Origin of the sequence: Herbidospora daliensis (assembly GCF_001570585.1) — a bacterium.
Classification (GTDB): domain Bacteria; phylum Actinomycetota; class Actinomycetes; order Streptosporangiales; family Streptosporangiaceae; genus Herbidospora; species Herbidospora daliensis.
On the sequence record NZ_BBXF01000001.1, the window covers coordinates 921943 to 934745 of the forward strand.

Consider the following 12803-nt stretch of genomic DNA (forward strand, 5'->3'; position numbering starts at 1 on the left):
CGATCGGGTCATGCCGACCATCGCCGACCTGGCCGCCCGGATCGTCCAGCTGGAGCCGTCGTGCGGCCCCGCCCGGCTGGTGGCCGTCGACGGCCCGGGAGGCTCCGGCAAGACGACCTTCGCCGGCCTGCTCTCCGGGGCGCTGGACGGCGCACCCGTGGTGCACAGCGACGACTTCCCCATCCCCTGGGACCAGGGCCCCGAATCCTGGTTCTCGCATCTCACCCGAGACGTGCTCGAACCACTACAACGTGGTTCAAAAGCCTCCTTCCTTCGGTACGACTGGCGTACCGGAACCTATGCCGAACGCCTGGAGGTCCCGCCCGCGCCGGTGGTGATCGTCGAGGGCGTCAGCGTGGCCCGGGTGGAGTGCCCGGCGGCCCTCCGGGTGTGGGTGGAAGCAGCCCCCGAACTCCGGCGGAAACGTGTGCTGGCCCGCGACGGGACGGAGCACGCCGCCGACTGGGTGACGTGGACGGCGGCCGAAGACGCCTGGTTCGCCCGGAATCCGGTCGTCGCGGACGCCGGCGTGGACGGAGTCACCTTCGAGGTCGTCTTCGCCGTAGGTTGACGTACATGGACCAGGAAGCCCGCGCCTCCGACCAGGACCGGGAATCGACCGTCGCCCACCTCAAGACGGCCTACGCCGACGGCCGCCTCGCCCCCGGCGAGATGGACCAGCGCGTCGGCCGCGCCCTGACCGCCGTCTCCCGGGGCGAGCTGGCCGCGCTCACCGCCGACCTGCCCGAACGCCAGGGCGAGGTGGTGACCATCCGCACCAAGTCGAGCCGCATCGTGCGCAAGGGCGCCTGGCGGGTCCCCCGCACGCTGCGCGTCGAGGCCGAGTACGCCCACCCCCACTTCGACCTGTCGGAGGCGGTGATCGACCACGCCCAGATCGACGTCGACCTCGACCTCGCCTACGGCAGCGCCACGATCATCCTCCCGGCGGGCGCGACCGCCGACGCCGACGGCGTCGAGACCGAGTGGGGCGGCGTCTTCTCGAAGGTCCCGGGCGCGCCCGTGCCGGGGTATCCGCACGTCAGGGTGACGGGCCGGCTCGGCTACGGGAGGCTCCGCATCCGCTACCGGACCACGGGACGTTTCCGCTGGCTCACCCGCTGACGCCCGGTTTCCGGCGCTCGGGCGCGCCGAACACGTCGGCGACGTCGTCGGTCTCCGGCCCCTTGCCCGGCACGGCCTTGGGCGCGGTGATCGTCGTCGGCCTCTCCCAGTAGCGGTACTGGGTGGCGTAGTGGGCCCGCAGGATCCGGTCCTCGCCGAGCCCCTTCACCTGCGGCCGGGGATGGGCGTAGAAGCGCCAGCCGACCCGGTAGGGCAGGCCCCGGTCGTGCCCAGCTTGACCCTGCCGGTGCCGCTCAACCCCATGGCGGCCTGCCAGGAGAGCCACTGGCCGGTGTCGAGCCGCTTGGTCCGGGTCAGGTCGGTCATGACGGTCCCGTAGAACTCGGTCGTCGCCCCCGCGCCCCGGGCGAGCAGCGACCGCAGGGCCGCCATCGGATCGGGTTCGGCCGCCTGGGCGTGGGCGGCGGCCGGAACGACGCAGACGAGGGTTAGAGCGAGGATGAGGGGGCGCATGACGGGCGAATGCAGCGCACCCGGCAGACAAGATCGCGAACCTGGAGGTCGCATGCTCTTTCCCGCATTACCCGGCCGGACCGACGACGGCTCGGAGCCGTTCCACCGGTGCGTGGCCGAGGTGGTCGCCCTGCTGGGGATCGAGGTCGAGCCGTCGGACGCCTTCCCCTGGCTCTCCCAGGCCCGCAGGGCGATCCGCCTGCACTTCGCCACGCGGCCGGACCTCCCGCCGGAGGCTTTCGACGCGCTGATGAAGGCGGCGGTCCACGACCCCGACCCGAGTTTCAACCGCGGCTTCGTCGAGCCCGCGCTCAACGCCTTCGGCCGCCGCCGCGTCCGGACGGCGCTGCTCGCCTACCTCATGACGGGCGCCGACCAGGAGAAGGCGGGCGCGGCCTCCGCCTGGTACTGGTCGGGCCTCCGCCTGCGATCCGGCGGGTCGGCCGAAGACACGGCCGACCTGGTGGCGATGTGGCACGAGGCGGCGCTGCGTGAGTTCGTCGGGAACGAGCACCTGGACGTCCGGCGCAACCTCGTCTCCGGGTTGCCGCTGAACCCGGAGGCGGCTCCACCGGAACTCCGTCCTCTCGTCGAGGAGGTGGTGCGCATCGCCCGCGCGCATCCCGACGAGTACATCCGCCACCGTGTCGAGATCCAGGTCCGGGTCTGATCGGCGGTCAGGGCCGGAGGTCCACCTCCGCGTGCGGACGGCCGCCCGACAACTTCGGGAAGCCCGGTCCCCGGTCGAAGAACGCCTCCTGCGGCACCCGCAGTTCCGCGCGCAGCGCCTCGGTGGCCGCCTCGTCGACGTCCAGGCCCGCGGAGAACACCACCCCGTAGTCCTCCCGCGCCGCTTTGAGGGACACCTTCCCGTCGCGCACGTCGTCGGCCACGCACAACGGTTCGCGGTCGAAGGGAGAACCCCAGCCGCCGCCGCCCGTCGTCCGCACGCGGACGATCTCGCCCTCGCGCACCGGGAAGTCGTCGACCAGGCCGTCCATCTCGACGCCGTTCACCGTCACCACGAACGGCCTCCCGGCCCGGCCGCCGTTGACGCCCCAGCAGCTGAGGATCGAGCGGTCGGCGATGCTCATGAACGACGCGTCGCGGAGCAGGCGGATGTGCTTGTCGTAGCCGAGGCCGCCCCGGTAACGCCCGGGGCCGCCGCTGTCGACGGCCAGGCCCAGGCGTTCGACCCGCAGCGGCCAGCGGGCCTCGGCGAACTCCACGGGGATGTTGCGGGAGTCGGGGACCACGTGGATGGTGTCCTCGCCGTCGGCGTACCAGCGGCCGCCCGAACCGCCGCCGAGGACCTCGCGCATCAGGTAGTCGTTCCCGGCCGCGTCGTGGCCGTAGACGCCCGTGTAGCGGATGGTCTCCTGGTCGGCGGGCATGCGGCCGCCGGTCGCCTTGGCCAGCACGCCGGCCAGGACCCCGAGGAGGCGCAGGATGACGAAGGTCCGGGCGTTGGTGGGGGCGGGGAAGATCGGAGTCAGGAGGGTGCCCTTCTCCGGGAAGACCATCTTGATCAGCGGGACGACGCCCTCGTTGACGTCCAGTTCCGCCATGCGCTCGGGGGTGTCGGCCAGGTTCCGCAGGATCGGGGCCAGCCACTTCTTCAGGAACACCCCGTCGGCGTAGTCGCCCGCGTGGTTGATGGGGCCCTTGGCCTGCGGCGAGGTGCCGGTGAAGTCGATCACCAGGGGTTCGGGGGCGGCGTGGTCGACGGTCAGGGTGATGCGCTGGGCGTGCAGGCGGGGTTCGTCGACGCCGTCGTGCTCGGCGTAGTCCTCCCAGACGTGCACGCCCTCGGGGATCTTCGCCAGCAGCTCGCGGCGGAAGGTCTCCGTCGTCTTGGCCAGGATCGCGTCGAAGCACGCCTCGACGGCCTCGCGGCCGTAGCGGTCGAACAGCTCGCCGAGCCGCCGGGCGCCCATCAGGCAGGCCGAGCACTCGGCGTCGAGGTCGCCGGCCAGGGAGTCGGGCATACGCGAGTTGCGCGTCATGATCCGCAGCGCGGCGTCGTTGGGCACGCCCCGGTCCCAGAGGCGGATCGGGGGCACCATCAGGCCCTCCTCGAACACGCTCCGGGCGCCCGAGGGCATCGAGCCGGGGCACGCGCCGCCGATGTCGTCGTGGTGGCCGAACGCCTGCACGAAGGCCACCACCTGCCCGTCGTGGAAGACCGGCACGGTCACGCACAGGTCGGGCAGGTGGCCGATGCCGCCTTCGGACAGGTAGACGTCGTTGTGGAAGAAGACGTCGCCGGGGTTCATCGTCTCGACCGGGAAGTCGCGCACGATCGGCTGCACGAGGGCGCTGTAGGAGCGCCCGGTCAGCTTGCGCAGCCGGACGTCGTGGATGCCGGCCCGGAAGTCGTGCGCGTCGCGGATCATGGGCGAGCGGGCGGTCCGGGCGATGGCGGTCTCCACCTCCATCTCGACCGACGCCAGGGTCCCCTCGACGATCTCGATCAGGATCGGGTCAGCCAAGCTCACGGCGCACCTCCAGGTTGCCGTAGTCGTCCATGGTCGCGGTGAAGCCGGGGTGGACCGGGAGCGTGGAGCCGTACTCCTCGATGACCGCCGGGCCGTGGACGACGGCCCCGGCCCCCAGGTCGCGGCGGCGGTAGATCACCGTACGGGCCCAGCCGTCGAAGTGGACGTCGCGGGTGCAGATCGGGGTGGGCTCCTCGAACTGCTCGGGGCGGCGGGCCAGCGCCGGGCGGGTGATCGGGCCGACCCCGCTGACGCGCAGGTTGACCCATTCGACGGCGTGGCGGGGGTCGTCGCGGTAGCCGTAGCCGTAGAGCCTCTGGTGCGCCTCGTGGAAGCGGGCCTCGACGTCGCCGTCGGCGGGCACCCGGACTTCGTACGCCTGGCCGTAGTAGCGCAGGTCGGCGGTGCGGACGTACACGTGGTCGGTGAAGCCCTCGCGGTCGAGCGCCATGGCGGCCTGGGCCTCCAGGTCGCGGAAGACCGCCTCGATCGCGTCGGGGTCGGGGTCGGTCGTCACGTGGGTGCGGACGTAGTCGTTCTTGACGTCCACCGTCAGCAGGCCGAAGGCCGACACGTTGCCCGGGTCGGGCGGCACGATCGCGCTCTTCAGGCCCAGGACGTCGAGCAGGCGGCAGACCAGCAGCGGGCCGGAGCCGCCGAAGGCGACCATCGGGAAGTCGCGCACGTCGAGGCCGCGCTTCACGGTGATCTGGCGGATCGCGTTCGACTGGTTGAAGGCGCTGATCTCCAGGATGCCGGTCGCGCAGCGTTCGGGGGTGAGGCCGAGCTTGGCGGCCAGGCCCTCGATGCCGGCCCGCGCCGCCGCCGCGTCGAGCGGGATCTCCCCGCCGAGCAGGTGGGGCGGCACCCGGCCGAGGAACACGTGGGCGTCGGTCACGGTGACCTCGGTGCCGCCCTTGCCGTAGCAGATGGGGCCCGGGTCGGCCCCCGCCGAGCGGGGACCGACCTTCAGGGTGCCCTCGGGCGAGATCCACGCCACCGAACCGCCGCCCGCCCCGACGGTGACGATGTCGATCATGGGGATCTTGCAGGGGTAACGCCCGATGGAGCCCTCCGTGGTCTGGGAGGGCTCCCCGTCGACGATGACGGCGACGTCGGTGCTGGTGCCGCCGCCGTCCAGGGTGATCACGCTGGGGTGCCCGGCCGTGCCGGCGATCAGGGCCGCGCCGAGCGCGCCCGCCGCCGGGCCCGACAGGACGGTGGTGATGGGCTGGTTGACGACCTCGGCCGCCGACAACACCCCGCCGTTGCTCTTCATCACCGAGAAGCCCCGGCCGAGCCGCTCCGAGAGGTTTCCGATGTACGTCCGCATGATCGGCTTCACGGCCGCGTCGACCAGCGTGGTGACCGAGCGTTCGTATTCGCGGTACTCCCGGAGCACGTCGCTCGACAACGAGACCACGGCCTCGGGGTGCTCGCGGGCCAGCACGTCGCGCATGAGGCGTTCGTGCGCGGGGTTGGCGTACGCGTGCAGGAAGCACACCCCGATCGCGGTGACGCCCAGCTCGCGCAGCCCGCGCGCGGCCTCGGCGGCGGCCTCCTCGTCGAACGGCCGCACCTGCGCGCCCGTGTGGTCGAGGCGGCCCGGCACGGTCCGCACCCGGTGCACCGGGACGATCCGGGGCGGCTTCACCCAGAAGTAGGAGTTGCCGTAGCCGTCCGGGACGCTCTGGCGGGCGATCTCCAGGATGAACTCGAAGCCCTCTGTGGTGATGAAGCCAAGATGGTCCGACCGGTCGGGACGGTCCTCCAGGAGCTGGTTGGTGGCGACCGTGGTGCCGTGGACCAGCGCCGAGACGCTCGCCAGGTCGACCCCGCCGCCATGGAGCTCCAGGACCTTGGCGACGCCCGCCAGGAACCCGTCGGCCGGGTTCGACGGGGTCGACGGGGTCTTGGTCGTCACGATCTGCCCGGTGCGCTCGTCGACGAGCACCACGTCGGTGAACGTGCCACCCGTGTCGACACCGATTCGGACGCTGTACATGCCCCGTTTCTACCGACCTGCCCGACGTGGGGAATCAGCGGGTTGTGCCGAAGAATCCCAAAATACTCGTCACAGCCTGCCCGGCCGGTTCGTGAACCCCGATCCGTCGGCGTGTCTGTGACCCCAGGTCAGCGGCCACGAGGCCGACGGGGCCGGGGTTCCCGCCCGGGATGGCGGGGAAGGGGAGTTTTGGCCGGAACATGGGGCGCTCACACTGTTTGATTATTTTCGGTCGACCGAAAAACCGGCTTCCGGCTCAGCTCGAAGACCTGAGCCGGGCTCGGATACGGTCGGACCCAAACGGTGGTCAGATGAGGCAGTAGCCGTCGGCGCACGCGTCGCCCCGCGGGACCGACAGCGGCTCGCGCTGCTCGACCTCACGCAGCGCCCCGACGAGCACGTCGACCGGCTGGGCGCCGGAGACGGCGTACTTGTCCTCGAACAGGAACAGCGGCACACCCGAGATGCCCAGGTTACGAGCCCGGTCGAGGTCCGCCTTGACCTCCGCGGCGCCCTCGCCGGTGTCGTCCACCCCCACCTCGGCGGCGAGCTTGGCCAGCACCTGCGCGTCGCCGACGTCGAGGCCGTCGGAGAAGTGGGCCCGGAACAGGCGGTCGGTCATCTCGGGGGCCTTGCCGTCGCGCTGGGCCAGCCAGACCAGCCGGTGCGCCTCGGCGGTGTTGGCGCCGATCGCCTGGTCGTACTTGAGGTCGAGACCCTCCTGCGCCGCGACGCCGACCACCCGGTCGATCATCTGGAGCGCCTGGCCGCCGAACCTGCGCTCCAGCCAGGCCGTGAGCGGGGTGCCGTCGCTGACGGCCTCGGGAGACAACTGGAACGGCCGGTAGGCGACCTGAACGGGCTTGCCGTAGGCGCGGACGGCCGCGCGGAACCGCGTGTGCCCGATGTAACACCACGGGCAGACGACGTCAGAAAAGATCTCAACCTTCACACCGGCTGCAACCCTCACGGGTCACGACCGAATTCCCCTGTTCATGAGGCAGATTCACGAACGCGAGCCACGACCGGCCTTCGGCCGTCCGCGTCTCGCTCATCGCGCGAGATCGTGCAGGCGTTCGGTGAGCTGATCATGATGGCCGTCGATCAGCGCCGACACCGCGCGCCACCAGGCGAACCACTCGGCGCTGCGCCACATCCAGTCGAGCCGCTCCACGGCCGCCACGACGTCGCCGACGGTCTGCCAGGCGGGCCCGGTCTCCTCGGTGGTGGCGCCGTGGCGGATCGTCCACTCCCGCAGCACGTGGCCGGTCTTCGCGTCGATCTCCTGCCCGTACGGGCTGGGCTCCTCCCCCGGCAGCGGGTGCGGCCCGAGGCCGGCGGCGACGCCCCACGACCACTGGGCCTCGGCCGGGCGGGCGTAGCGGAGGGAGTTGAAGTCGAGATTGGTGCCGAGTTCGTCGTCGAGACGGCGGACCACGACGGCGTCGAGCCGCCCTCCGGCGTCGAACGAGACGACCAGCTTGGCCCCGGCCCGCACGCCGGGCGGCACCGCGACCCGGTCTTCGGCCTGCCAGGAGTTGAGGTCGGCGACGCCCACGGGCGGGCCCCACAGGGTGTCGGCGACGTCGTCGGAGACCCACGCGGCCAGCGTCTCGAGAACGGTCAGGTCACCCCACGGCTCGATCGGCTGCGCCTTGACCAAAGCCTCTTCGGGGGCGGGCAGCTTTCCGTCGCGGCTGACGGTCCACCAACCGCCGCCGAGCTCATCGGTCCCGACGAGGAGCGCGGCGACGGCCGCCAGTTCGGCTGAGCGCCGAGTCAGTGGGGCGAGACGGACCAGGTCCGCCACGCGGCGGGTGCGTTCGCGGCCGAGCACGGCCTGCGCCTCCCTCAGGAGGGTGGCCGCCGTTGGACGGTCCTCTCCCAGCAGGTCGGTGGTCAGCCGTCGTGCCTCTGCCCGAGCGTCCTCCGCGTGCGACTCCCGCATGCGGACAAGTTACGCCCAAAGATCGCCCGATCGCTAGCGTTTCCCGGCACGACCGAGAAGCCAGCCGATGACGGCGCTTCCCAGGGCGATCCCGGCACCCATCCCGAAAGCGGCCAGAACGGGCCACGCGCGGGACCCCCGCTCGCGCCCGCGCCCGCTGGCGGGGGCCTCGGCGCGGGTGAAGACGCTCGGCAGCGCGACCTCCTCGACCTGCGTGTTCTCGACGGGGAACAGCGCCGGCACGGCCAGGATGTCCTTCTCGACGGCGGTGAAGAACTCCCCCGCCATCTTCTTGGCGACCGAGGTGAGCATGCGCTGCCCGACCCCGCCGACCATGCCGCCCACGACGGCGTCGGCGTCGTAGTCGATCCGGGTGCCGCCGTCCTCCTCGGTGAGCCGCACCCGCACGGTCGCGTCGACCGTGCCGGGCGCTCCCTGCCCGCGCGCCTTCAGCACGAACGCCTCGGGCTCCTCGGGGTCGGTCAGCGCGACCTGTCCCTGGTAGATCCCCTTGATGGACGCCACCCCCGCCGAGACGGTCATGGTGTAGACGTCGCTCCCGACCGCCTCCAGGCGCTGGCAGCCGGGGATGGTGCGCACCAGCACGGCCGGATCCTGCAGGGCGTCCCAGACCTTCGACCGGTCCGCCCCGATCAGTGCACTGCCGACGACCTTCACGGCCACCTCCCTCGGTTGCCGAGCACACTAGAGAATCCAGGCGACCGGCGAGTACGGCAACATCTGCCGCCCGGGGGCCCCGGCGCCGTGCAGATGTTCACAGCGTAGACCGGACGTCACGGAACGAGGACGATCCGCCCGGCCAGCTCGCGGCCCTGGAGTTCGGCCTCCGGCCGCCGGTCTCACCACCCGGGGCTAGGATTGCGCGTCATGCGCCGGGCCTTCACGATCATCCTCACGGCCCTGGCGCTGAGCGCCTGTTCGGCGCCCCCGGCCGCTCCCCCGCCGCCGCCGCCCGTGGCCGCGCCGACCGCGTCGCCGACGCCGTCCCCGTCTCCGTCGCCCACGCCCAGCGGGCTGCCGGTGCCGGGTGAGGTCACCCGGATGAAACGCGACGGGTTCCCGGTCATCAGCACCATCCCGACGAAGCGGAAGGTCGTCTTCCTCACCATCGACGACGGCTGGGAGCAGGATCCGGGGTTCGCCCGGATCGTCCGCGAGCGCGGCATCCCGATCACCGTCTTCCCGACCCGCGACGCCGTCGAGGCCAAGGACGGCCAGGAGGCCGGGCAGGGCTGGAAGTACATCGGGGCGGGCGGCTGGCCCTACTTCAGGGACCTGGGCGTGCCGATCGAGAACCACACGCTCACCCACCCCGACCTGCGCACCCTCGGCCCCGACGCGCAGCGGGCCGAGATCTGCGGCGCGGCCAAGGCCATCGAGCGGCACGTCGGCCGCGCCCCGGAGTTGTTCCGGCCGCCGTTCGGCTCGTGGAACGCCGCCACGCTGACCGCCGCCGAGAAGTGCGGCATGCGCGCCATGGTCCTGTGGACGGCCTCCGTGCAGACCGACGCGCTGATCGCGTACCAGAACCCGGAGAAGCGGCTCTACCCGGGCGACATCCTGCTCCTGCACTTCCGGCCGCCGCTGGAGAAGGACTTCACCCGGCTGGTGCGGAAGATCGAAAGGCGCGGCTTCTCCTTCGGCGACCTGAACGCCTACCTGGACGACCTCCTCCCGGTCTCCTGAACGCTCATTCGCCGGCCATGCGGAAGGCGCCCTTCTCCAAGCGGGCGATCAGGCGTTCGGTCCAGGCGGCGCGGCTGTCGGCGGTGTGCAGCCACAGGTCGATGACCGCGCCGGTCGGGCCCCACTCCTCCAGGTCGGAGCCGGGCGGCAGGTGGCTGGTGATCGCCGAGCGCCAGTCGGCCATCGCGCGGGCCCGGGTGCGGAGCAGCTCGACCGCCTCGGCCCGGGGCAGGTCGTCGACGAAGCCAACGGCCGCGGCGAGCAGGTCGAGGCGGGGGTCGCGGCTGGAGAGGGCGGTGCGGAGCAGGGCGAGGTAGGCGTCGTCACCCTCAGGGGTGATCTCGTACTCCATCCGGGGCGGGCCCCCGGCCTCGCTGGGGCTGGTCTCGTGGGCGCGCAGCAGCCCCTGCTCGCTCATGGCCTTCAGCGCGTGGTAGATCGACCCGGGGGTCGCGTTCGACCATTCGTGCGCGCCCCACGACTCCAGGTCGGCGCGCACCTTGTAGCCGTGGGCGCGGCCGTGCCGCCTGACCGCGCCGAGGACCAGCAGCCGGACCGCCGACACGGTCACCCCTCCACGGTCAGGTCGTCGAGGGCCGCGCGCTGGGCCTCGGAGAGGGGCAGCGCCCGCGCCCGGTCGACGAACTCCCGGGCGCGGGCCGGGTCGCCGGTGCGCACCGCGAGTTCGGCGCGGTAGGTCAGCGCCTCCACCAGGTCGGCCGCCGGGGCGGTGTCCTGGTCGCGCAGCAGCGCGTTGTCGAGGATGCGGGCCGCCTGCTCGTCGTTGCCGTGGGAGTCGCCCATGACGACCGCGCTGCGCAGGCTCTTCGCCAGGGTGCCCGGCGGTTCCTCGGCGGCCGGTCCGGGCGCGGCGGCGGTGATCCTGATCCAGTTGCCGCCCGGGTCGACCACCGAGAACCCCGTCACGCCGTCGGCGTTCTTGCGGCTGCGCGGCCGGGTCATCCGCGGGATCCCGGCGACCAGCACCTTCCCGTACGCCGCCCGCATGCCCGCCGCGAACGCCGCGTGCAGCGCCGCGATGTCGGGCACCAGCACCACGCAGGTGCCGTAGGAGTCCTCCGGCTTGAAGCCGGGCATGCCGAAGAAGCCCAGGTGCAGGTCGTCACGCTGCAACGCGACGTAGGGGTTGGGCCGCACCTGCCGGTAGGTCCGGACGAAGCCCAGCGCCCGGTAGAACTCCTCGATCTCGTCGATCGAGCCGCACGGCAACAGCGGCACGGTCTTCTCTCCGGCCATCTCGCCTCCACTAATCAAATTTGACTAGCAGCCTAGGGCATGTCACCCGCGCGGTGTACCCCCCGATCAGCCTCCCGGCGGACGCCCCGGCGCCCTCCCGTGCGGGACATTCGGTGGCAGAGAAAATCCCGCGCGGACAGGGCATCCGTCCCTGTCGGCCGGGACACCCGGCGCGGCATTCTCGGTACCGCAACGGGGGTTGTGCGTACCGGGATCCGGGGGTTGGGAGAGCTCCGGATCCCGGTCATGCCACGTATGTGACGAAGATCGCAGCAGACACCGGAGGCTGAGCTCTACAAGCTGTAGTACTACTTGAGGTAGCACTACACCCCGTAGAGCATCCGGAGGGGGACCGACCATGGACGCCTTGGACCTGGCACGGTGGCAGTTCGGGGTGACCACCGTCTACCACTTTCTTTTCGTACCGCTGACCATCGGGCTGGGCGTGTTCGTCGCCGGCCTGCAGACCGCCTGGTACCGCACCGGCAAAGAGCACTACCTGACGCTGACGAAGTTCTTCGGCAAGCTGTTCCTGATCAACTTCGCGATGGGCGTGGTCACCGGGATCGTGCAGGAGTTCCAGTTCGGCATGAACTGGAGCGAGTACTCGATCTTCGTCGGCGACGTCTTCGGGGCGCCGCTGGCGCTCGAGGCGCTGCTGGCGTTCTTCCTGGAGTCGACGTTCCTCGGATTGTGGATCTTCGGCTGGGACAAGCTGCCCAAGAAGCTCCACCTGGCGACGATCTGGGCGGCGGTCATCGGGTCGAACCTGTCGGCCTACTTCATCCTGGCCGCGAACGCGTGGATGAAGCACCCGGTGGGCTACGAGGTGGTCGACGGCAAGGCCCGGATGACCGACCTGTGGGCGGTGCTGACCAACTCGACCGCGCTCGCGCAGGTCCCCCACGTGGTGGCCGGGTCGTTCGTGGTGGCGGGCGGGTTCGTGCTGGCGGTGGCGGGCTACCGGATCCTGCGGGAGCGCAACGCCACCGGGCTGATCCCCCGCAAGAAGGACTTCGCCGACGTCACCGCGCCGATGCGCCGCGAGGTCGACATGTGGCGGGCGGCGCTGCGGGGCGCGCTGGTGATGACCGCGATCGCGGGGGCGATCGTCGCGCTGACCGGGGACATGTCGGGACAACTGCTGCACACGCAGCAGCCGATGAAGCTGGCCGCCGCCGAGGGGCTGCGGCACGACACCGCCGGGGCGCCGTTCTCGCCGGTGCCGGGGGTCGAGGTGCCCGGCCTGCTGAGCCTGCTGGCCGCGCACGACCCCAACGCCACCATCCAGGGCATCGACGACATCCAGCAGCGCCTGGTGACCCAGTTCGGCCCCGGCGACTACGTGCCGAACCTGCCGATCGTCTACCTCTCCTTCCGGGTGATGATCGTGTTCGGCATGGCCACGGTCGGGCTGGCCTTCCTCGGGCTCTTCCTGACCCGCGGCCGGGGCCGCCGCGCCCGGCCGGTGCCGACCTGGTTCGCCCGGCTCTGCGTGCTGGCGCTGCCGCTGCCGATCGCCGCGATCATCTCCGGGTGGCTGCTGAGCGAGATCGGCCGCCAGCCCTGGACCGTCCAGGGTGAGCTGCTCACCGCCGCGAGCGTGTCGCCGGGCGTGAGCCTGACCGAGGTCGCGATCTCGCTGGGCCTGTTCACCCTCGTGTACGGCGTCCTCACGGTCGCCGAGGCGATCCTGCTGATCCGGCACGTCAAGGCGGGCCCCGACGAGCCGGTGCCGGCCGTCGTGCCCGGCGAGACCGAGCGCCGCGTTCCGACCCTGATGTACTGA

The 12803-nt window shown here is 71.7% G+C and carries 14 protein-coding genes; 5 read left to right on the forward strand and 9 right to left on the reverse strand.

Going from position 1 to position 12803, the window contains the following annotated elements; translation table 11 throughout:
* Positions 1-10 precede the first annotated feature (10 nt).
* Positions 11-571 carry a uridine kinase family protein gene (locus AW274_RS03555; protein WP_062429277.1) on the forward strand — a complete coding sequence of 187 codons (561 nt, stop codon included), beginning with the start codon at positions 11-13 and terminating at the stop codon, positions 569-571.
* Positions 572-576: 5 nt separating this feature from the next.
* Positions 577-1125: a DUF1707 SHOCT-like domain-containing protein gene (locus AW274_RS03560; RefSeq protein ID WP_062429280.1), complete on the forward strand. Its 549-nt coding sequence runs from the start codon at positions 577-579 to the stop codon at positions 1123-1125.
* Here the strand turns inward: AW274_RS03560 and AW274_RS03565 are convergent.
* Positions 1115-1294, reverse strand: coding sequence for a hypothetical protein (locus tag AW274_RS03565; protein WP_062429282.1), 180 nt, complete (start codon positions 1292-1294; stop codon positions 1115-1117). The two genes, AW274_RS03560 and AW274_RS03565, sit on opposite strands and share 11 nt — an antisense overlap.
* Entirely contained in the window at positions 1291-1599 is a 309-nt protein-coding gene (locus AW274_RS03570) for a hypothetical protein (RefSeq protein WP_062429284.1), read from the reverse strand. Before AW274_RS03570 ends, AW274_RS03565 begins: the two co-directional genes overlap by 4 nt.
* Before the next feature lie 52 nt (positions 1600-1651).
* Here AW274_RS03570 and AW274_RS03575 point away from each other — a divergent pair, with 52 nt between their 5' ends.
* Complete coding sequence (locus tag AW274_RS03575; RefSeq protein ID WP_063813065.1) at positions 1652-2269, forward strand: hypothetical protein; 618 nt, start codon at positions 1652-1654, stop codon at positions 2267-2269.
* Between the two features lie 7 nt (positions 2270-2276).
* Here the strand turns inward: AW274_RS03575 and AW274_RS03580 are convergent, their stop codons facing one another.
* The 5 genes from AW274_RS03580 to AW274_RS03600 form a co-directional block, all read right to left on the reverse strand.
* Positions 2277-4097 carry a hydantoinase B/oxoprolinase family protein gene (locus tag AW274_RS03580; RefSeq protein ID WP_157519748.1) on the reverse strand — a complete coding sequence of 607 codons (1821 nt, stop codon included), beginning with the start codon at positions 4095-4097 and terminating at the stop codon, positions 2277-2279.
* Positions 4084-6102 carry a hydantoinase/oxoprolinase family protein gene (locus AW274_RS03585; RefSeq protein WP_062429286.1) on the reverse strand — a complete coding sequence of 673 codons (2019 nt, stop codon included), beginning with the start codon at positions 6100-6102 and terminating at the stop codon, positions 4084-4086. The genes AW274_RS03580 and AW274_RS03585 overlap by 14 nt, the downstream gene beginning before the upstream one ends.
* Before the next feature lie 307 nt (positions 6103-6409).
* On the reverse strand, positions 6410-7054 hold the full coding sequence (locus AW274_RS03590) for a DsbA family oxidoreductase (protein WP_062429288.1): 645 nt from the start codon (positions 7052-7054) through the stop codon (positions 6410-6412).
* 99 nt (positions 7055-7153) lie between these two features.
* Positions 7154-8050, reverse strand: coding sequence for a hypothetical protein (locus tag AW274_RS03595; protein ID WP_062429290.1), 897 nt, complete (start codon positions 8048-8050; stop codon positions 7154-7156).
* Positions 8051-8083: 33 nt separating this feature from the next.
* The gene (locus AW274_RS03600; protein WP_062430110.1) at positions 8084-8728 is read right to left on the reverse strand and encodes an SRPBCC family protein; all 645 of its coding nucleotides are present in this window, start codon (positions 8726-8728) and stop codon (positions 8084-8086) included.
* A gap of 210 nt (positions 8729-8938) precedes the next feature.
* Between AW274_RS03600 and AW274_RS03605 the strand changes: the two genes are divergently transcribed.
* Complete coding sequence (locus tag AW274_RS03605; protein ID WP_062429292.1) at positions 8939-9757, forward strand: polysaccharide deacetylase family protein; 819 nt, start codon at positions 8939-8941, stop codon at positions 9755-9757.
* 4 nt (positions 9758-9761) lie between these two features.
* Here the strand turns inward: AW274_RS03605 and AW274_RS03610 are convergent, their stop codons facing one another.
* On the reverse strand, positions 9762-10322 hold the full coding sequence (locus AW274_RS03610) for a PadR family transcriptional regulator (RefSeq protein WP_062430111.1): 561 nt from the start codon (positions 10320-10322) through the stop codon (positions 9762-9764).
* 2 nt (positions 10323-10324) lie between these two features.
* Positions 10325-11014: a DUF8817 family protein gene (locus AW274_RS03615; RefSeq protein WP_062429294.1), complete on the reverse strand. Its 690-nt coding sequence runs from the start codon at positions 11012-11014 to the stop codon at positions 10325-10327.
* A 358-nt stretch (positions 11015-11372) separates the two neighbouring features.
* On the opposite strand from AW274_RS03615, the gene AW274_RS03620 reads away from it, so the two are divergent.
* Positions 11373-12803 (forward strand): cytochrome ubiquinol oxidase subunit I, encoded by a 1431-nt coding sequence (locus tag AW274_RS03620; RefSeq protein WP_062429297.1) that lies wholly within the window; start codon positions 11373-11375, stop codon positions 12801-12803.